Here is an 18452-nt window from a genome sequence, read left to right as displayed (position 1 = left end):
GAGTATAAAAAACCATACTAAGAATCAACACTGGATTTGAAAAAAATTTCAAAATCGACGACTCGGTCACCCTTGGTTTCGCAGCCATTCCATTACTGCCGGGCGAACGGATTGCTCACCCCGGTGACGTGCATCGGCAATGATCTTCCGCAGCGATTGCAAATCGGCGCGCAACAATACGCTTTTAACAGGCCCGATCGAGGCAGGCCGCATCGAAAGCGAACGGATACCCATGGCTGCCAGACACAACGCCTCAACCGGGCGGCCCGCGTCTTCGCCACAAAAACTCAGCGGTGTATTCGATATGTTGCAGCGCTCGACAATACGTTCGATGAAACTGAGGAAGCTTACATTCAACGTATCATACCTGCGGCGCACCAGTTCATTTTCTCGGTCAGCCGCGAAAAAGAACTGCTTCAGATCGTTTCCCCCAATCGAGACAAAATCCACCTCATCATAAAATTTTTGAGGGGCAAAGCCCAAGGACGGGGTCTCAAGCATTGCGCCAACTTCTATTCTTTCGGGCAGGACATGCCCCAGCCGCTTTTCGCGTTCGATGGTCTTGTTGACTTCCCAACGGGCCTCGCGGAACTCATCTGCCTGCGCCACAAACGGGAACATCAGTGTCAGGGGGCGCCCGTTCGCTGCACGCATCAGGGCCTGTAACTGCATCCGCATTACGCCGCGCTTGTCCAGACCAACCCGGATCGCACGCCACCCCAATGCAGGATTGGGTTCTTCTACGTGTTTCATGTAGGGCAGAACCTTGTCCGAGCCGATATCCAGCGTTCGGAACACCACTCGTTTTTCCCCGGCCGCGTCCAGAACGCGCTGATACTGGGTTACAAGTTCCGACCGCTTTGGCATCTGGTTTCTGATCAGGAACTGCAACTCGGTCCGGAACAGGCCCACGCCCTCGGCTCCGGAATTGTCCAGCGAAGGCAGGTCCGCCATAAGACCGGCATTCATCACGAGATTGATGCGCTCACCATCCCGAGTGACCGTCGGAGTATCCCTGATCGAGGCATATCGCTCCTGCGCCTTTGCCTGCATCGCAATCTTGTCACGAAACGCACTGACGACCGTGTCTTCGGGCCGCAATTGAACGGTGCCCTGATCCCCGTCCACAAGAATATGGTCACCGTTCAGCGCCTCGGTCGTGATCCGGCCGACATGCACCACCAAGGGAATAGCCAGCGCGCGGGCAACAATCGTCGCGTGGCTGCCGACTGATCCTTCCTCCAGCACGATCCCCTTCAGAGATCGGCCATATTCCAACAGATCGCCGGGGCCGATGTTACGGGCAATCAGGATCGGATCAGGTGGCAGGTCCGCCCCATTCGTGTTACCCTGCCCGGTAAGAATACGCAGCAAGCGGTTGCTGAGGTCGTCCAGATCGGCGAGCCTCTCGCGCAGATAAGGGTCGGTAACCTGCCCCATTCGCGCACGCGCTTGTGACTGTTCCTTTTCAACCGCAGCTTCGGCACTCAGGCCACGGGCAATGTCCTCTTCCATCCTGCGCATCCAGCCCTTGGAGTTCGCAAACATCCGGTAGGCTTCCAGCACTTGTAACTGCTCGGTGTCGCCGTCCTTGGAAATCTCAAGCATTTTGTCGACGCCCACGCGCAGTTCCTCGACCGCTTCGGCCAGACGCTCACGCTCTCGATGGGGGTCTTCGGCGATGGGGTTGGTAACCACCACGCGCGGCTCGTGCAGCCAGACATGCCCTTCGGCGGAACCTTCCTGCGCCGGACCACCGGTTAGCTGCACAGATTGTTGGTGGCGGGGCGACAGGGCGGCGCCCTCACCCACGAACGCGCCCAGCTCGGTCATTTCGGCCAGAACCATGGCGACCACTTCCAACGCGTAAACCTCATCCGCCGAGTATTCGCGCGCATCGCGGGATTGCACGACCAGAACGCCCAGCTTTTCACCCAGACGCTGAATGGGTACCCCCAGGAAAGACGAAAACCGTTCTTCGCCCGTTTCGGGCATATAGCGGAAACCCTTGGCAGCAGGCGCATCCGGTGTGTTCACGATCTTGCCGTACTTCGCGACGCGCCCCACAAGCCCCTCACCCATGCGCATACGGGTCTTGTGAACCGCCTCGGGCGACAGACCTTCGGTCGCACAGAGTTCAAGCGTATCCTCATCCCGGAACAGGTAAATCGAGCACACCTCGGCCCGGATACTGTCAGCGATCAGATGAGTGATCCGGTCAAGACGTTCCTGACCGGCGGCTTCGCTCGCCATCTCTTCGCGCAGCCGCCCCAGCAGCTTGCGGGATTCTGTTTCAGTGCCGTCCGCCATGGCCCACCCAAATTAGTGCGTCAGGCGAGACCCTTGGCAGAAAATGCTCAGGCCGCCTTGTCCAGTTCAAAGGCATCATGCAGTGCCTGAACCGCAAGTTCCATGTATTTCCTGTCCACAAGGACGGAAATTTTAATCTCAGAGGTTGTGATGACCTTAATGTTGATCCCCTCATCCGAGAGTATCTTGAACATTTTTGCCGCCACGCCGGATTGCGACCGCATCCCGATCCCCACGACCGAGACCTTGCAGACGTCTTCATCCGCGACCAGTTCGGTGTAGTTCAACTCGCCCGCGTCCTTAATCGCCAGCAATGCTTTTTCCGCCCGCGCCACCTGATCGGTCGGGCAGGAAAAGGTCATGTCCGTGCGCCCCTCATCCGAGATGTTCTGCACGATCATGTCCACGTTCACGCCTTCATCGCTGAGCGCGGTAAAGATGATCGAGGCGATGCCGGGGCGGTCGGCCACGGACACGACAGTCATCTTGGCTTCGTCACGGGAATAGGCAACACCGGCCACAACATTGGATTCCATGATATCCTCCTCATCGACGACCAGTGTACCGGCCTCGTCGGATTGTTCTTCGAAACTAGAAAGAACGCGCAGTTTCACCTTATAGCGCATCGCCAGTTCCACCGAACGGGTCTGCAAAACCTTGGCCCCCAGCGAGGCCAGTTCGAGCATTTCCTCGAACGATATTCGATCCAGCTTGCGCGCTTTTTCACAAATGCGCGGGTCGGTGGTATAGACGCCATCCACATCGGTGTAGATATCGCAACGCTCGGCGCCAAATGCTGCGGCAAAGGCCACAGCCGTAGTGTCCGACCCACCACGGCCCAGCGTGGTGATACGCCCTTCGGGGCTGATACCCTGGAACCCGGCGACGACGGCGACTTTCATACCCTCGTCGAATTTCTGGGTCAGGTTCTCGGTCGGGATTTCCTCGATCCGGGCCTGACTGTGGGCGCTGGTCGTCATCAGCGGAACCTGCCAGCCCTGCCAGCTGCGCGCCGGAATATCCATTTCCTGCAACGTCAGAGCCATCAAACCTGCGGTGACGTTTTCGCCCGAAGACACAACCGCGTCATATTCGCGTGCATCAAACAGCGGAGATGTTTCGTTCACCCAGCCAACCAACTCGTTGGTTTTGCCTGACATGGCCGACACGATGACAATCACATCATATCCCTTGGCCACTTCAACGCCGATGCGTTTCGCCGCGCGGCGAATGCGGTCCAGATTGGCGACCGACGTGCCGCCGAATTTCATCACGAGTACGGGCATGGGGGCTAGTGTCTCCGCGCCTTGGAATTCAGGTTTCGTGCGTCTTATGTCAGGGGGGGCCCAAGGGCAAGTGTTCAAAACCGTTTAGGTCCTTGCGCTCGATCGCTTTACATCGGATCACGGGGGTGTCAGCTTGCCAACATCAGATTTACCAAGGGGTTCCCCATGCCACGTTTCGTCTTCGCTTTAGCTGTCCTTGCAACGCCCGCGCTAGCACAGGAAACCACCCTGGCCGGAACCGACGGCAAGAACTCTTTGGGCACCATCCCTTGCGCGACCATTGCAGGCGACGCCCTGCGTAGCTGCAACGCCGAGCTTAGGCGCCGTGACGATGGCGGTGCAACGCTGGCCGTAGGCATGGGCAATGGCGAGGTGCGCAACATCTATTTCACGGATGGCATCCCGGATTCGACCAATTCAACCGCCAAGCTCAGCTATGAAACGCGGGGCGACATCATGGTCATTTTTGTTGAGCCGGGAGAGGTGTACGAACTCCCCAAAGCCGCTTTGAACAATTAGTAATCGTGCGGCTGACCGTCATAGGTCTCAAAACATCCCGAAGTATCCAGAGACAGGGCTGCAAAACGGTCAACCAGACCATCCGCAGCCTCATCCACCGTGATCGCAGCCGCAGCACCGCCCATATCCGTCTGTACCCAGCCCGGATGATATATACCCACAGCAATCCCGTCGCCGCGCAGGTCTGCGGCAAGGTTACGCCCCAGATTGAGCGCGGCCGCTTTCGACGCGCGATAGATATAGCTACCTCCCGGTGCACGCGTATGTGATGCCATTTGCGAGGACAGGATCGCGATTTTGCCTTGCGATGCGCGAAGATTGGGCAGCAAAGACTGAACGGTCAGGAAAACACCGGTCACATTCGCCGCAAATGTCTGCGCCCACATCTCGGCGGGATAACCATCAATGCGTTCCGCCTTGTCCAGATACACTCCGGCATTGCAGATCAAAAGGTCAACAGGCTGATCGCCCAATTGCGCAGCCATATCCGCATGGTGACCGGTGTCGGTCACATCCAGCACCACCTCGGCGCTGCCGTCCCGAGCGGTTCCTGTCACGTCATGGCCCTGCGCCCGATACCGGTCGGCAAGTGTCTTTCCGATGCCCCGGTTGGCTCCGGTAATCACGATATGCATGATCAGTTCGTCTTTCGGCTGGGCATGAAAGGAAGCGGTGCGACCGGCACCCCATCTTCGATCAGGGCTTTGGCCTCTTCCGGCTTCGCCTCGCCATAGATCGACCTCTCTGGTGCGTCGCCCAGATGCATTTTCCGGGCTTCGCTTGCAAAGTCCTTGCCGACATAGTCCGAATTTTCTTCGACCTTGCGCCGCAACTCGCTCAGAGCCTGCTCAACCTCCGGGGTCGGGCTGGTCATGTTCACGGCGTCTTCGGATGGGGCCGCCGTTTCGGTCCGTGCCTCAACACTGCGGGCAGAACGAACGCGCGGGGTCATGATCGCCTTCTCAACCTGCGCATCGCCGCAAACAGCACAGGTCACCATACCGGCGGCTGCCAACTTGTCGTAAGCTGTGGCCGACTGAAACCAACTATCAAAGGAGTGTCCCTTGCTGCACTTCAACGCGTATTGAATCATGATCCATCCAAAGTTCGATTGCAAAATAGATACTGACCCGCAAACCAATAGCAAGGGTCGTTAAACCCGCGTCAGTGTGCAAACAGGGCTACCTTGCGTAACAATTGGGCAAGATCGGGTGAACGAACCCGACTGGCAGCCTTTTGCGGCGATAGCCACGCGCGCTGACGCTCATGGCATTCAGGATAAAACGCCGCCGTGGAACGGACCAAAAGCGGAAACACGTCCACCACACATAACACCGGCCCTTTCCGGCGCCGGTTTTTGTAATACAAGAAATTTCCGATCACGTCGGGCGTGCAGTCGCCGATTGCCCCCGCCTCTTCCCACGCTTCCTGTCGCGCCGTGGCTGACGGCGATAATCCATCAATCAGCCCACCCTTGGGTATGATCCAACGGCCTGACTTGCGCGTTGTCACAAGCAGGACCTCGGGGCCGTTTTCCAGAACGCGATAGCACAAGGCAGCCGACTGCCTTTTGACCGGAACATGTCCGGTGAGTTGTTGATTTTGCTTCCAAAGCCTGTGCTCGATCACGCTTTGCCGCCCGTCGTCTGCCTCCGTCTCCGCAAGCCCCTTTGCGCTTTGACGCTTATTTGGTGGGGCTTGGCAACAATCCTACCACATGAAGTGTTTTATTCCAAGCACTTACGGGAAATTACATACGAGCCGCTAGCTTTCGGAGCAGATCATCATGCGGAATGTCGGCATCCAGCGCCAAACGCCGCAAGCCAAAATGAACACGCGCAATCTGTTGGTAATACCGGGTGTAGACAAAATTTGTCCCTCCCCCCGCAATCGCCCCCAGAACAGGAACAGACTGCGCTGCCAACTTCTGTCCCAAGACAACGGACAATTTCGGCGCAACAGTAGCGATCAACCGCTGCATCGCGGGTCCCGTCAGGGTCAGCCGTACCGAGAAAAAACCAAGATCCGCGCCATCGTCAAAAGACAGCGGACCAGCAGCGGACAATACGCGGACACAGTCGAATTTCACGCCATCCTCCGAAGGATTAAAACCCTCTTGCGCTGCGGCACCCTGAATGGCCCGCAATAACATGGTGGTTGTCGCTGGCAGTTCCATCAATGCGGTTGAAACGCCGCCAATCCCTCCGGCCGCACCCATCGCCGTTGTCAGCGCCGTGTTGACCCAAGGCCGCTGATCCGGCACCGCCCGACGAGAGCTTTCCGCCGCATGCATGGCCATCCAAAGCGCCTGCTCAGTTGCCCCTGTCAAACCTTGCCTGACGGACGCAGGCAATTGTTCCAACAGGGATTCAGCCGATCCCCCGAGGCTGTTCAACAACTTGATACCTGGCCCACCGGCAGACTTGTAGTAGCGGGCCAAGCGGTCAAGTTCGGCTTCTGCATCCAGTTTTTCGACAAGAACCACGTCCTGCATACGTTCCCTCCTGCCCTAAAAACATTGGAATTTAGCTTTGCAAATTCAATAGCTCAGCGCGTCCAACGTGTAACTGGACCGCTCACGCCACGCCAAACGCCCGGTTCCAACTCTGCGCCCAATACACGGTCAGGGTTGGTAGGGGGCGGCATTTCCACCCCATTCAGACGCGAGAATCCAAAGCGCGCGTAATATGGGGCATCTCCGACCAACATAACCCTCTGCCAGCCCTTGTCGCGCCCGGCCTGCAACCCTTCGTGGATCAGAAAACCGCCAAGGCCCTCTCCCTGATGGGTCGGGTGAACTGCGACGGGGCCCAACAGCAATGCGTCGTGACCTCCCACATGCACGGGCCAAAACCGGATCGCGCCCGCCAGAATACCCTGCGCGTCGCGTGCCACCAAGGAAAGTCCCGAAACCGGCGGGACATCATCGCGCAGCCGATAAGACGACAGCGCCTCGCGACCAGGCGCAAAACACAGGTCATAAAGCGCCTCGACCTCCCACCAATCGTCCGGCTCTTCCGGCCTGATCCCGAATTGCTGCACGCCTGCCCTCTTTTCCTTGCTGGAATTTGGCCTAACACTTCGTTACGCCTTGGGCAAATGCTTGGAGACCACATGTTCTATCGCCCCGAAGACGGCCACGGCCTGCCACATAACCCCTTCAATGCCATCATAACCCCGCGGCCCATCGGATGGATTTCTTCACGAGACGTCGACGGGATAAACAACCTTGCACCCTACTCGTTCTTTAACGGGGTTGCCTACACGCCCCCGCAGGTGATGTTCGCAACAACGGGCACAAAACATGATCAGGATGGTGGAAAAGACAGCGTCGCGAATATCGAGGCTACAGGGTTCTTCTGCGTCAATGTGGTTGCTCATGCACACAAAGACGCAATGAACGCCAGCTCAGCCGGGCTCGCGAAACACGTTGACGAATTCGAGCACGCAGGACTTACACCGATAGAGTGCGAAACGATCCCTTGCGCGCGTGTTGCGGACGCGCCTGCGGCGTTGGAATGCAAGCTCACCCAAATCGTGACGCTCCCCGGCGAGGCAAATCGCGTTGTGTTCGGAGAAGTTACCGGAATCCACCTGCGCGACGATTGTCTGAAAGACGGACTGTTCGATGTCACATCCTTCCAACCCCTGGCCCGGCTGGGGTATCGCGACTATTCGGTGGTCACCGACCTTTTCTCGCTGAATCGACCGGATGACTGAACGCGCAACAAGGGGGCTCTGCCCCCGCCGCCCTTGCAGGGCGACTCCCCCGGGATATTTCTAGCCAGATGAAGCGGGGGATCCGTACTTCATCTGGCTAGAAATATCCCGGAGCGCGAGGCAGAGCCTCGCAGAAGACTCAGTGACCGCCCAGAATTCCAGTTCGGACAGAATAGTCCACTGCGATTTCGTAATCCGGGTCATCGTCGCTATCGACCATCAGGTGACCTGCCTTGTTCAGCAGTTTGTGACAGTCGCGGCTGAGATGGCGCAGCATCACGCGCTTGCCGGCTGCCTCGTATTTGGCTGCGATGTTCTCGATGGCCTGCAATGCCGACTGGTCAACGACACGGCTTTCGGCAAAATCTACAATGACCGTTTCCGGGTCATTTGGAACATCGAACAGTTCGACGAACCCATCGGAAGACCCGAAGAAAAGCGGGCCCTGGATTTCATAGACCTTCGCACCTTTTTCGGTTTCGGATTCACGGGTGATAGCATGAATGCGCTTTGCGTTGTTCCAAGCGTAGGCCAGAGCCGAAACAATGACGCCGACGACAACAGCCACGGCTAGGTCTTCCATAACCGTAACAACAGTGACCAGAACGATGACGAATGCGTCCATCAGCGGCACCTTGCGCATGATATTGAACGAGTTCCAAGCGAAGGTACCGATCACAACCATGAACATCACACCTACCAGAGCCGCAAGCGGGATCTGCTCAATCAGGGGTGAGGCGAACAGGATGAAGACCAACAGGAACAAGGCCGCAGCGACCCCGGCGATACGTGTGCGGCCACCAGATTTCACGTTGATCATCGACTGGCCAATCATCGCGCAGCCGCCCATGCCGCCAAAGAACCCGGTGGCGACGTTCGCGACGCCCTGAGCGATACACTCCTGCGATGCACCGCCACGTTTTCCGGTGATTTCACCGACAAGGTTCAGGGTCAGCAGGGATTCGATCAGGCCAATGGCCGCAAGAATGACAGCATAGGGCAGAATGATTTCAAATGTTTCCCAGTTCAGTGGGACCATCGGAATGTGGAAGGGCGGCAGACCTCCCTCAATCGACGCCAAATCCCCGACGCGCGGAACGTCCAGACCAAAACCGATCACCAGAGCGGCCACCACGACAATCCCCGCCAAGGGTGCGGGAACGACGCGGGTAATGCGTGGCATGATCCAGATCACCGCCATGGTCAGCGCCACAAGCCCCAACATGGTATAGAGTTGGAGGCCCGAGAGCCACTCTCCGCCGCCAACGCCATGGCCGGTGTTCTCCATTGTACCAGGCACTTTGAACTGGCCCAACTGCGCCAGAAAGATGACAATTGCCAGACCATTCACAAAGCCCAGCATGACCGGGTGCGGGACCAGTCGGATAAACCGGCCCCAGTGCATAGCCCCGGCAATCATTTGCAGAATGCCCATCAAGACCACCGTCGCGAACAGGTATTCCACCCCATGTTCAGCCACCAGCGCCACCATCACAACGGCCAAAGCACCAGTCGCACCTGAAATCATACCGGGTCGGCCACCGATCAGCGCCGTGATCAGGCCCACCATGAAGGCCGCGTAAAGCCCCACCAGCGGGTGCACGCCGGCGACAAACGCGAATGCCACCGCCTCGGGAACCAAAGCCAACGCGACCGTAAGGCCGGACAACAGCTCAATCCGCAACCGCGAGACCGTTAGACCCTCGTCCGGCACCCAACGCAGGTCGGGTTTTGCAATTCGATAGGCAAAGCTTGCCAGCATAGCTCGGGGCATTGGATGGTCCTGTCGGTCTGATCTGTTCGCGCGAAAGGGGTCTTCTACCCGGCATTGCCCCGCAAAGCCACCGCGTCCAGTGGGAGGCTGGTATGCGCCAGGCGCATATCAGGTATCTCGCAAAGTCGTGAATTGAACAGTTGAACCACCGCAGGCACCTATGCGGCATGCGATGGTTGATCCTTTTCCTACTGGCCCCGATCACTGTGCTTGCACAAGACCTGCAGGGCAATGACACTGCCAGCAATTGGCGTGTGACGCATTTCGAATCCCACGGCGTTTGGAATTCGATCTGCGATGAACGCGAAGAATACGGTGCCTTGAAACAGCGGTGCTACATCCGGCGCGCCGAGGTCTTTTCCTATCGCCCAAATTTCGGGGCGCAGTACATATTCATCACACCGGCCCCCGACGGCGTGGAAATCGAGTTTGGTATTGAACCGGGTACGCTGTTCTCGCCCTCGGGCTTTCGCATTGATCGAGAACAGGGCGTTGCTTGGCGTACGCGCAGGCCGGGCTGCCTGACTGGGCTTGGCTGCACGTTCAAAGGGCCGCGCGCAGATGAAATCGTTCAGGCGATGCTGGAGGGCGATGAATATCGCTTTGTTTTCCGCGACCGGCACGGGCAGGCGCAGGACCTGACTTGGCCGTTGCAAGAATTCGACGCAGCCTGGCAGGATTTTCAACAGCAGGCGCAAGCTCGTAACCTGTTGACGTCACAGCATTAGGCATTCCCTCTTGTCAATCAGAACGACACAGCCCACAAATCCAGATGCAGCCACCTCAACCGGAGAATTCACGTGACCCAAACCAAGATTGCAGTCATTGGCGGATCAGGCATCTACGACATCGACGGGCTGGAGAACGCCGAATGGGTCACCGTTGAAACCCCTTGGGGTGACCCTTCAGATCAAATCCTGACCGGATCGTTGTGTGGCGTGGGCATGGCATTTCTGCCCCGTCACGGGCGGGGTCACGTTCATTCGCCAACCGATGTGCCTTATCGCGCCAATATCGACGCGCTGAAACGTCTGGGCGTGACGGATGTGATCTCGGTATCTGCCTGCGGGTCGTTCCGCGAACAAATGGCGCCGGGCGATTTCGTGATCGTTGATCAGTTCATTGACCGAACCTTTGCACGAGAAAAAAGCTTCTTCAGTTCGGGTTGCGTCGCCCATGTCAGTGTCGCCCACCCGACCTGCCCGCGCCTGTCGGATGCGTGTGAAACAGCAGGCAAAGCCGCTGGTATCAATATCCATCGCGGCGGAACCTATCTGGCCATGGAGGGACCGCAATTCTCGACTCTGGCAGAATCCAAGATGTATCGGGAACAGTGGGGCTGCGACGTGATCGGCATGACCAACATGCCCGAAGCCAAACTCGCGCGCGAAGCCGAGCTTTGTTATGCATCAATCGCGATGGTCACTGACTATGACAGTTGGCACCCCGACCATGGTGAGGTCGACGTGACATCAATTATCGCAACGCTGACAGGCAATGCCGAGAAAGGCCGCGCGTTGGTCAAAGGTCTGCCGAGCCTGCTGGGGGCCCAGCGCGCACCATGTCCGCACGGATGTGACCGGGCACTGGAATACGCCATCCTAACTGCGCCTGACAAACGCGACCCGGCGTTGCTTGCCAAGTTGGATGCTGTTGCCGGGCGCGTGCTCTGACGCTTATTGCGCCAGCGTTTGCTGAACTTCATCCCACAGCCCGTGGGACCACAGGTCGTTATGGCTGCCCTCCGGGATAACGTGAAGCTGCGCGGTGTCGCCTGCCATGTCAGCCAGTGCCTGACCGTGATGCAACGGAACCGTTTCATCTTCGGTTCCGTGAAAGATCAGGGTGGGCACGGTAACGCGGTCGATTAAGTCTCGGGTCGCGAACTGATTTTTCATCAAAAGAGAAACCGGAAGGAACGGATACCGTTCTGCGGCCACGTCGACAGTTGCAGTAAATGGTGCCTCCAACACCAAGAGTTGCGCATTGGGACGCTGTTCCGCCACGGCTGCGGCAACACCCGTGCCAAGGCTTTGGCCATGCAGCACGACATCCGCGCCCTCGCCCGCCAATTTGTCGTACATCTGGATTGCGTCCGCTATCAGCGCAGGCTCGGACGGCTCGCTCTCGCTGCCGGGATAGCCGCGATAGCTGGGGGCGAACAGACCAAAGCCGCTATTGAGAATCTCGCGCATGCGATCCGCACGATCCCCCAGATTTCCGGTCTGGCCATGAAAAAACAGGACCGTCGGCGCGCCTTCTGTTGCCGGAGGCGCGCTCCACGCTGTCAGGACTGCGCCGTCTGCCATCGGGAGTGAGATCACATCCACATCCGCCAGACCGACTGCGCGGGGCTCTGGCAGGTCTCCGTCCGGCTTGAACAGCAGAGATTGCTGGTTGAGGTACATATACCCAACGATGCCAGCGTAGACCGCTGCACCAAGGACGACCGCCAAAATCAGAACGCTCTTGAATACTGCGGACCTTCCCTCGCGCTTGAACACAGTCGCGGTTTCGTTGTGCGTGTCGGTCATTGCTCTCCTCCCGGTTAGGTGCCGGATGATCTGAGTTTGGGGGAGCTGCCGCTCGTTTCAAGGTTCAGGCGCGCGGCTTAATGCAATCTTTAGACTGTTGCCGATACGCCAGACGCCCGGCCAATTCGCAGTCAACCATTGAAACTGCGTAGCTGACCTCCCGATTTGTTTACTGACCGCAGCCCCAGTTGCGCCACAAAGTTGCGACAAGCAGGGGCTGTTGAGGCAAGGACAGACATGAAACGACTAGACGCATTGGACGCCGCTCGCTTTTTTGCATTTTGCGGCATGGTATTGGTGAATTTCCGCATTGCTGCGCAGGTTGCGCCCGGCAATGGTTGGGCATCCACCTTTGTCGATGCGCTGGAAGGACGCGCGGCGGCGCTGTTCGTCATTCTTGCCGGGGTAGGCGTGGGTCTGTCCAGCGTCCCGGTTTCTGCGCTGCTGCGGCGTGCTGCGTTTCTGTTTGTGCTGGGCCTGATCAACATGACCGTGTTCGATGCCGATATACTGCATTTTTACGCGCTGTATTTCGTGGTGGGCGCTGCGTTTCTGCCCTCGACAACACGCGGCCTATGGGCAGGCGCTCTTGTAATCGTCGGTTTGGCATCCGCGGCGAACCTCGTATTCGACTATGATCGCGGGTGGGATTGGGCCACGCTGACATATGCAGACCTTTGGACAATGTCGGGGTTCTTGCGCAACACGCTGTTCAACGGCTGGCACCCCGTTCTTCCTTGGGCCGCGTTCCTTTTGATTGGAATGGCGATCGGTCGGTCAGAGCTAAACACAATCTGCATTCAGCATCGTCTGATCATGTGGGGGGTTTGGTGCGGCAGTACTGGCTGCATTCCCTCAGATTCTGGTGTCTGACCCCGAACTTGCGACCTATCTGGGGACTGAGTCCATTCCGCCGGGGCCGTTCTACATCCTCGCGGGAAGTGGCACATCCTGCATGGCAATCGGGTTACTTTTGAAACTTTGGCCACGGATTGAAAAATCCGGTCTCGCCCCTGCCCTCACCACGCCCGGACGGATGAGCCTGACGCTGTATATGGCGCATATCCTGATCGGGATTGGCATTCTAGAGGCCGCCGGACTTCTGAACGGTTCGCTATCCGCGCTGCAAATCGTAACTTATGCGCTTGGGTTTTGCGCCGTGTCATCGGTTTTAGCGGTGATATGGGCGCGCAAATTCAAACGCGGCCCGCTTGAAGCGCTGATGCGCCGTGTTACCGAGCCTCGCCGGGCTTGACCTTCGCGCTTGGGCAAGGCTTGGTGTCACGACTGTCCCGAAAGGAACCCTCATGTCCCTAGAGCTTTGGCTGGCGTTTGTCGCTGCATCAACAGCACTGTTGCTGATCCCTGGACCGACTGTTCTGCTGGTTCTCAGCTACGCTTTGTCAAAAGGTCGAAGCGTCGCCGTTGCATCGGCCACTGGTGTGGCGCTGGGGGATCTTGTGGCAATGACGGCCTCGTTGCTTGGACTGGGCGCGCTGGTTCTGGCCTCAGCTACACTATTTTCTGTTCTGAAATGGGTTGGCGCGGCGTATCTGGTTTGGCTGGGGATAAAACTGCTGCGCAGCGCCCCGTCTGGCGGGCTGGAAACCGTGGAATCTGGGCGGGATGTCACGGCGCGCAGCGTGTTTGGCCATGCCGCCGCCGTCACCGCCCTGAACCCCAAGTCCATCGCATTCTTTATTGCGTTCGCACCACAATTTCTGCGCCCGTCAGAGCCTTTGGGCCCTCAGTTCGCAATTCTGATCGCCACCTTCGTGGGCTTGGCCTGGCTCAACGCGCTGGCCTATGCGCTGTTGGCTGATCGGTTGCGCGTTATGATCGGACGCGCGGGCGTCATCACCGCAATTACACGGTTCGGCGGATTGACCTTAATCGGTATGGGTGTGGCGACCGCGATATTACGACGCCCGGCCTGACCCGTCAGTCGCTGGCGTTTTCCTTCATGAAGCCGCGAATGAACCGACGGATTTCCCGTGCGGCCGACGTATCCAATTCCTTGCACAACTCGACAAAAGCGTCGCGTTCATCCTTATCCAGGCGCAAGACCAACTGACTGTTTTTCTTGGTAGAACCCTTGCCGTCTTTCTTTCCCACGCGCTTTGTCCCCATCAAAACCTTGATTCTTTAAGCGATGCATTGTATATACATAGAATAGAAGATGTAGTTATCGAGCAACTAACAACAAAATAGGATTATGGCAATGAACCTTCACGCAGCTCAGGCATTTCTGTTGCGGGATCAGCGTAACTGGCGCAAACCTCACCTCTCGTGGCTGCCTGCCGCATTGTATCGTTATTACGGGTTGCCGAACTCGGTTTCGAAAAACCGCAAGTAATGCGGCGGCAATCTTTTCTTGCATGACCGATGCCAATGGGCCAAACAGCCCAGCGTGTTTTCGCGCCAAAGGGGTTGGACATGTCCAGAAACAAGTCGGTCAAGGATTACATACGAACAATCGTTGATTTCCCGCATGAAGGGATCATGTTCCGCGATGTCACGACGCTGTTTGCTGACCCTCGCGGGTTCCGCATGGCCATCGACCAGATGCTGCACCCCTATGCAGGAGAACAGATCGACAAGGTCGTCGGGCTTGAGGCACGCGGCTTTATTCTGGGTGGGGCAATCGCACACCAACTTAGCGTTGGCTTTGTGCCGATCCGAAAAAAGGGCAAGCTGCCGGGGACCACAATCAGCCAAGATTATAAGCTGGAATACGGCGAAGCGATTGTCGAAATCCACGATGATGCCATCCAGCCCGGCGAAAAGATTCTGGTTGTGGACGATCTTCTGGCAACTGGCGGAACCGCCGCAGCCGGTATAAAGCTGATCGAGCGGCTGGGCGGTGAGATCGTTTCGTGCTCGTTCATCATCGACCTTCCCGAATTGGGGGGCCGCAAAGTGCTGGAAGACATGGGTATGGATGTGCACGTTCTATGCGAATTCGAAGGGCTTTAGCGGTCAACCGATCACAGAATCGTGAGTGGAAACTTCAGCTCAGGCTGGCTTAGCGCCGGCCTGCCCTAGATCAACCCGACAAGATAGACATATTCAATGATCCTTTTTCGAGGGTTCACCGTACCCCTGTTGATGCCGCTGAAGGCATGCCAACAAGGGAAAGTCTATCATGTTTCGCAAACTCGCAATCGCTGGCGTAGCAAGCCTGTTCGTCTCATCAACCGCTTTCGCGGATGGTCACTCGAAAGACATCGTTGACACAGCCGTCGGTGCCGGCAGCTTTGAAACTCTTGTCGCTGCGGTTCAGGCGGCTGAACTGGTCGATACCCTGAAGGGCGAAGGCCCCTTCACGGTATTCGCGCCAAATGACGAGGCCTTTGCAGCCCTGCCCGAGGGCACGGTTGAAACCTTGCTCAAGCCCGAAAATAAAGACCAACTGGTTGCCATCCTCACCTACCACGTGGTTCCCGGCAAAGTCATGTCAGGGGACCTGTCCGATGAAATGAAGGCCGCCACAGTCCAAGGCGGAGAGGTTACGATCGACCTGGACAATGGCGTCATGATCAATGACGCATCGGTCGTTCAGGCGGATATCGAAACGTCGAACGGCGTGATCCATGTGATCGACAAGGTCATTCTGCCCGACTCGTAATTACCTTCTAGCGGTCCGGGTGATCCCGGGCCGCTTTAACGTCTTCAACACCGCACCGGGGTTCATGATCCCTTTCGGATCAAGCGCCGCCTTTATGGCGCGCATCGCGTCCAGCTTGACCGGGTCTCCGTATCTTTCCAGATCCCCCACTTTCAGACGCCCTACGCCATGCTCCGCGCTCACGGATCCACCGAACGCGTGCACAAGGTCATGGACCGCGCCTTTGATTTCGGCTCTCACCCCATCAAATTCTGATCGGTCACGTCCCTGCGTAGGGAAGACGTTGTAATGCAGGTTGCCGTCGCCCAGATGCCCAAAGCAGTTGATGCGAAAGCGACCTATCTTTTCGATCACACCCGCGCCTCTGCGAATAAACTCAGGTATCTCAGCGATCGGGACCGAGATATCGTGGCTGGACACCGACCCGATTAACCTGTTGGCCTCAGGTATATGTTCGCGAACAGACCAAAGGTCCATGCGCTGCGCTTCACTCTGTGCGATCACCGCATCCACAACTAAATTTCGCGCATCCGCTGCTTCATAGAGCGTTTCAAGTGCATCTGTTGGTGACTGTCCGGCAGACAACCCGACCTCGATTAATACAGACCACTCAGGATGCGCGGCGAACGGCTGTCGGATGTCGGACAAAACCTCGGACAGGAATTGCAAACCCTGGCGGTGGATCAACTCAAACGCGCTGACGCTGTCGCCCATCTGGTCTCGGGCCAAGGCCAGCAGATCAATCGCCGCTTCGGGTGAGGCCACCTGCACCATCGCAGTTCCAGTGGCTGCCGGACGCGGAAACAGCTTAAGCGATGCTGCCGTGATGATCCCCAGCGTACCCTCGGCCCCGATCAGCAGATTGCGCAGGTCGTACCCGGTGTTGTCTTTCCGCAGGCGGCTTAGGCCATTCCAAATCTCGCCGTTCGGCAAGACGGCCTCCAGACCCAGACAAAGATCACGCGCATTGCCGTAGCGCAGCACATTGACCCCGCCTGCGTTGGTTGCAAGGTTCCCACCAATCCTGCAAGACCCCTGCGCCGCCAGCGACAGTGGAAAAATACGATTCTGACGCTGCGCAGCCAATTGAACATCTGCCAGAATTGCGCCCGCCTCGGAAATCATCAGATTTTCAGCAGGATACACGGCTCGGATGGCGGACATCCGCTCCAGCGAAACAAGCAACGGGGCCGGGCCGTCGGGCATGATCTGGCCACCAACCAGCCCCGTCCCGCCACCATACGGAACTACCGGTACAGTCGCCTCTGACGCCAACCGGACCAAAGTCGAAACCTCCTGGACCGACCGCGGCAGGGCCAACAGCCCGGCCTTACCGTGGAACCGGCGGCGAGGTTCCTCAACATATCGTTGGGATACGGGTCGCAGCACATCGTCACCCAAAGCGGCGCGAATGCGATGGGCAAAGGTATCATCTGCCGGGTGCAGTCTCATGCCCTTTCCATGCCCAAGCCGCGCCTGCGCCACAAGCCCTATTCCAGATCGATCAGGTATTGCGGCTCCAGAACAACAACGGTTGGCCGGTCGGGAAGTGTCTTCAAAGACACCGTAATTTCCGAAACCCCGTCCCGCTGCACAGGGAATTCATCGCGAATATCGACCAGAAACCGATCCAGCGAAAAGCCCGAAAACCAGTGCATCGGAATAATGACCGAGCTTTTCAACCGTTTCAGCACCTGGATCATATCCGGCAATGGCATGGTCGTACCACCATCCACGGCGGCCATTACCACATCCAACCTGCCCAGTGCCGCGAATTGTTCGTCTGACGGAACATGATGCAGATGACCCAGATGCCCGATGCACAGCCCTTCAACCTCGAATACGAAGATCGAATTGCCACGTTCTTCGATACCACTATAGGCCGAGCGGATGTCGGTTGAGACATTGCGCACCAGCATCTCACCCAGATCAAGGTAATGGTCGATACCTTGCCCGAACTCTCCCCAACCGGGCAGAACGTGCGGAATGGCTGGATCAGGATGAGCGGTCCAGTGGGTGCTGTGGGCGTGATTCATGGTGACAATGTCAGGAATCAGATCAGCACCGCCAATGAAGCCGGTGAAATCCGTCACCGCGTTCAATCCGCCCTGCGTCTGAATCAGGAAAGAGGCATGAGCGACATAGCTGATCCGAACCGAAAATTCGGGAACCAGGTCCTGCCACGAAGCCTTATGAACGTATTCAATTCCCGGCGCCGCATCGGCGATGGCAATACAGTGGCTGGGCCGCCGCTCCTGCGCCGCCGCCCCACCCGAGATCACCAACAATGCCGCTGCTACCGTCCAACGCATGACTTGATTGTAGCGCAAGCGTTCGCCAAGTCATGCCCCTTATTCTTCTGTTCAAAAATACTTCGGGGGAGGTGCCGCTTGCCGCGACGGGGGCAGCGCCCCCTACCCCGTTCGATCGGTACACTTCCCCTAACGTCGAGAAACCATCGCCCTTGAATGCGATCGCTAAGACAACGCCCCAAGCGCGAACGCCAAATTCTACCCTGAACGGCCAGTCGCCGCTGGATAGGCGGCAAGGGACGCTTCAACAGTGCCAGTCTCACTTATTCCGGAATTCCAGCTGCGCGTATTCGCTCATCAATCCTATCAGCATGACGGTTGTAGTTCCGGTTTTGCAGAAACAACGATCGGTATCTGCTGACCTAGGCG

22 protein-coding genes are annotated in these 18452 nt (G+C 57.6%); 10 read left to right on the top strand and 12 right to left on the bottom strand.

Annotated elements, in window-relative coordinates; genetic code table 11:
• Positions 1-66: 66 nt before the first annotated feature.
• Both ptsP and GOX75_RS07090 read right to left on the bottom strand, forming a co-directional pair.
• The gene (gene ptsP, locus GOX75_RS07095; RefSeq protein ID WP_171121892.1) at positions 67-2310 is read right to left on the bottom strand and encodes a phosphoenolpyruvate--protein phosphotransferase; all 2244 of its coding nucleotides are present in this window, start codon (positions 2308-2310) and stop codon (positions 67-69) included.
• A 47-nt stretch (positions 2311-2357) separates the two neighbouring features.
• Complete coding sequence (locus GOX75_RS07090; RefSeq protein ID WP_171121891.1) at positions 2358-3596, bottom strand: aspartate kinase; 1239 nt, start codon at positions 3594-3596, stop codon at positions 2358-2360.
• 165 nt (positions 3597-3761) lie between these two features.
• Between GOX75_RS07090 and GOX75_RS07085 the strand changes: the two genes are divergently transcribed.
• Positions 3762-4115, top strand: coding sequence for a hypothetical protein (locus GOX75_RS07085; RefSeq protein ID WP_171121890.1), 354 nt, complete (start codon positions 3762-3764; stop codon positions 4113-4115).
• On the opposite strand, the gene GOX75_RS07080 is transcribed toward GOX75_RS07085, so the two are convergent.
• The 5 genes from GOX75_RS07080 to GOX75_RS07060 form a co-directional block, all read right to left on the bottom strand.
• Positions 4112-4750: an SDR family NAD(P)-dependent oxidoreductase gene (locus GOX75_RS07080; RefSeq protein WP_171121889.1), complete on the bottom strand. Its 639-nt coding sequence runs from the start codon at positions 4748-4750 to the stop codon at positions 4112-4114. The genes GOX75_RS07085 and GOX75_RS07080 overlap by 4 nt on opposite strands.
• A 2-nt stretch (positions 4751-4752) precedes the next feature.
• Positions 4753-5208: a DUF1178 family protein gene (locus tag GOX75_RS07075; RefSeq protein WP_171121888.1), complete on the bottom strand. Its 456-nt coding sequence runs from the start codon at positions 5206-5208 to the stop codon at positions 4753-4755.
• Between the two features lie 71 nt (positions 5209-5279).
• Entirely contained in the window at positions 5280-5744 is a 465-nt protein-coding gene (locus GOX75_RS07070) for an NUDIX hydrolase (RefSeq protein WP_171121887.1), read from the bottom strand.
• Positions 5745-5865: 121 nt separating this feature from the next.
• Positions 5866-6609: an EcsC family protein gene (locus tag GOX75_RS07065; protein WP_171121886.1), complete on the bottom strand. Its 744-nt coding sequence runs from the start codon at positions 6607-6609 to the stop codon at positions 5866-5868.
• Between the two features lie 53 nt (positions 6610-6662).
• Entirely contained in the window at positions 6663-7157 is a 495-nt protein-coding gene (locus GOX75_RS07060) for a GNAT family N-acetyltransferase (RefSeq protein WP_171121885.1), read from the bottom strand.
• A gap of 72 nt (positions 7158-7229) precedes the next feature.
• On the opposite strand from GOX75_RS07060, the gene GOX75_RS07055 reads away from it, so the two are divergent.
• Entirely contained in the window at positions 7230-7835 is a 606-nt protein-coding gene (locus tag GOX75_RS07055) for a flavin reductase family protein (RefSeq protein ID WP_171121884.1), read from the top strand.
• Positions 7836-7974: 139 nt separating this feature from the next.
• Here GOX75_RS07055 and GOX75_RS07050 read toward each other — a convergent pair whose 3' ends face one another.
• Positions 7975-9609: a SulP family inorganic anion transporter gene (locus tag GOX75_RS07050; protein ID WP_171121883.1), complete on the bottom strand. Its 1635-nt coding sequence runs from the start codon at positions 9607-9609 to the stop codon at positions 7975-7977.
• Positions 9610-9776: 167 nt separating this feature from the next.
• Between GOX75_RS07050 and GOX75_RS07045 the strand changes: the two genes are divergently transcribed.
• Both GOX75_RS07045 and GOX75_RS07040 read left to right on the top strand, forming a co-directional pair.
• The gene (locus GOX75_RS07045) at positions 9777-10337 is read left to right on the top strand and encodes a hypothetical protein (protein ID WP_171121882.1); all 561 of its coding nucleotides are present in this window, start codon (positions 9777-9779) and stop codon (positions 10335-10337) included.
• A 72-nt stretch (positions 10338-10409) separates the two neighbouring features.
• On the top strand, positions 10410-11282 hold the full coding sequence (locus GOX75_RS07040) for an S-methyl-5'-thioadenosine phosphorylase (protein WP_171121881.1): 873 nt from the start codon (positions 10410-10412) through the stop codon (positions 11280-11282).
• 3 nt (positions 11283-11285) lie between these two features.
• Here the strand turns inward: GOX75_RS07040 and GOX75_RS07035 are convergent, their stop codons facing one another.
• Complete coding sequence (locus GOX75_RS07035; RefSeq protein ID WP_171121880.1) at positions 11286-12143, bottom strand: alpha/beta hydrolase; 858 nt, start codon at positions 12141-12143, stop codon at positions 11286-11288.
• Positions 12144-12380: 237 nt separating this feature from the next.
• Here GOX75_RS07035 and GOX75_RS20325 point away from each other — a divergent pair, with 237 nt between their 5' ends.
• The 3 genes from GOX75_RS20325 to GOX75_RS07025 are packed head-to-tail and all read left to right on the top strand — an operon-like array spanning position 12381 to position 14080.
• Positions 12381-13016, top strand: coding sequence for a heparan-alpha-glucosaminide N-acetyltransferase domain-containing protein (locus GOX75_RS20325; protein WP_254428700.1), 636 nt, complete (start codon positions 12381-12383; stop codon positions 13014-13016).
• Positions 13009-13398, top strand: coding sequence for a DUF418 domain-containing protein (locus GOX75_RS20320; RefSeq protein WP_371808142.1), 390 nt, complete (start codon positions 13009-13011; stop codon positions 13396-13398). The genes GOX75_RS20325 and GOX75_RS20320 overlap by 8 nt, the downstream gene beginning before the upstream one ends.
• Before the next feature lie 52 nt (positions 13399-13450).
• Positions 13451-14080: a LysE family translocator gene (locus GOX75_RS07025; protein ID WP_171121879.1), complete on the top strand. Its 630-nt coding sequence runs from the start codon at positions 13451-13453 to the stop codon at positions 14078-14080.
• A 4-nt stretch (positions 14081-14084) separates the two neighbouring features.
• Here the strand turns inward: GOX75_RS07025 and GOX75_RS07020 are convergent, their stop codons facing one another.
• Complete coding sequence (locus tag GOX75_RS07020; protein WP_219635839.1) at positions 14085-14258, bottom strand: hypothetical protein; 174 nt, start codon at positions 14256-14258, stop codon at positions 14085-14087.
• 106 nt (positions 14259-14364) lie between these two features.
• On the opposite strand from GOX75_RS07020, the gene GOX75_RS20505 reads away from it, so the two are divergent.
• From GOX75_RS20505 to GOX75_RS07010, 3 genes are all read left to right on the top strand, one after another.
• A complete protein-coding gene (locus GOX75_RS20505) occupies positions 14365-14499 on the top strand; it encodes a hypothetical protein (RefSeq protein ID WP_255431662.1) in 135 nt (44 codons plus the stop codon).
• 80 nt (positions 14500-14579) lie between these two features.
• Positions 14580-15119: an adenine phosphoribosyltransferase gene (locus GOX75_RS07015; protein ID WP_171121877.1), complete on the top strand. Its 540-nt coding sequence runs from the start codon at positions 14580-14582 to the stop codon at positions 15117-15119.
• Between the two features lie 169 nt (positions 15120-15288).
• Positions 15289-15771, top strand: a complete 483-nt coding sequence (locus GOX75_RS07010) for a fasciclin domain-containing protein (protein ID WP_171121876.1) — start codon at positions 15289-15291, stop codon at positions 15769-15771.
• Here the strand turns inward: GOX75_RS07010 and GOX75_RS07005 are convergent, their stop codons facing one another.
• Positions 15772-17223 (bottom strand): FAD-binding oxidoreductase, encoded by a 1452-nt coding sequence (locus tag GOX75_RS07005; protein WP_171121875.1) that lies wholly within the window; start codon positions 17221-17223, stop codon positions 15772-15774. It lies immediately after the preceding gene.
• A 38-nt stretch (positions 17224-17261) separates the two neighbouring features.
• Positions 17262-18083, bottom strand: coding sequence for an MBL fold metallo-hydrolase (locus GOX75_RS07000; RefSeq protein WP_171121874.1), 822 nt, complete (start codon positions 18081-18083; stop codon positions 17262-17264).
• Positions 18084-18452: the final 369 nt, after the last annotated feature.

The sequence above is a fragment of the Ruegeria sp. HKCCD7251 genome, from assembly GCF_013031165.1.
In the GTDB taxonomy this organism is placed as follows: Bacteria; Pseudomonadota; Alphaproteobacteria; order Rhodobacterales; family Rhodobacteraceae; genus Ruegeria.
The sequence above is the reverse complement of the archived record's forward strand: the minus strand, read 5'-3'. Positions and strand labels throughout refer to the sequence as shown.

Excerpts from the sequence above, each read along its gene's own strand:
- GOX75_RS07050 (WP_171121883.1), bottom strand. The coding sequence starts at position 9,609 with ATGCCCCGAGCTATGCTGGCAAGCTTTGCCTATCGAATTGCAAAACCC.
- GOX75_RS20325 (WP_254428700.1), top strand. The coding sequence starts at position 12,381 with ATGAAACGACTAGACGCATTGGACGCCGCTCGCTTTTTTGCATTTTGC.
- GOX75_RS07075 (WP_171121888.1), bottom strand. The coding sequence starts at position 5,208 with ATGATTCAATACGCGTTGAAGTGCAGCAAGGGACACTCCTTTGATAGT.
- GOX75_RS07080 (WP_171121889.1), bottom strand. The coding sequence starts at position 4,750 with ATGCATATCGTGATTACCGGAGCCAACCGGGGCATCGGAAAGACACTT.
- GOX75_RS07090 (WP_171121891.1), bottom strand. The coding sequence starts at position 3,596 with ATGCCCGTACTCGTGATGAAATTCGGCGGCACGTCGGTCGCCAATCTG.
- GOX75_RS07000 (WP_171121874.1), bottom strand. The coding sequence starts at position 18,083 with ATGCGTTGGACGGTAGCAGCGGCATTGTTGGTGATCTCGGGTGGGGCG.
- GOX75_RS07025 (WP_171121879.1), top strand. The coding sequence starts at position 13,451 with ATGTCCCTAGAGCTTTGGCTGGCGTTTGTCGCTGCATCAACAGCACTG.
- GOX75_RS07065 (WP_171121886.1), bottom strand. The coding sequence starts at position 6,609 with ATGCAGGACGTGGTTCTTGTCGAAAAACTGGATGCAGAAGCCGAACTT.
- GOX75_RS07055 (WP_171121884.1), top strand. The coding sequence starts at position 7,230 with ATGTTCTATCGCCCCGAAGACGGCCACGGCCTGCCACATAACCCCTTC.
- GOX75_RS07010 (WP_171121876.1), top strand. The coding sequence starts at position 15,289 with ATGTTTCGCAAACTCGCAATCGCTGGCGTAGCAAGCCTGTTCGTCTCA.
- GOX75_RS07045 (WP_171121882.1), top strand. The coding sequence starts at position 9,777 with ATGCGATGGTTGATCCTTTTCCTACTGGCCCCGATCACTGTGCTTGCA.
- GOX75_RS07015 (WP_171121877.1), top strand. The coding sequence starts at position 14,580 with ATGTCCAGAAACAAGTCGGTCAAGGATTACATACGAACAATCGTTGAT.
- GOX75_RS20505 (WP_255431662.1), top strand. The coding sequence starts at position 14,365 with ATGAACCTTCACGCAGCTCAGGCATTTCTGTTGCGGGATCAGCGTAAC.
- ptsP (WP_171121892.1), bottom strand. The coding sequence starts at position 2,310 with ATGGCGGACGGCACTGAAACAGAATCCCGCAAGCTGCTGGGGCGGCTG.
- GOX75_RS07085 (WP_171121890.1), top strand. The coding sequence starts at position 3,762 with ATGCCACGTTTCGTCTTCGCTTTAGCTGTCCTTGCAACGCCCGCGCTA.
- GOX75_RS07035 (WP_171121880.1), bottom strand. The coding sequence starts at position 12,143 with ATGACCGACACGCACAACGAAACCGCGACTGTGTTCAAGCGCGAGGGA.
- GOX75_RS07005 (WP_171121875.1), bottom strand. The coding sequence starts at position 17,223 with ATGAGACTGCACCCGGCAGATGATACCTTTGCCCATCGCATTCGCGCC.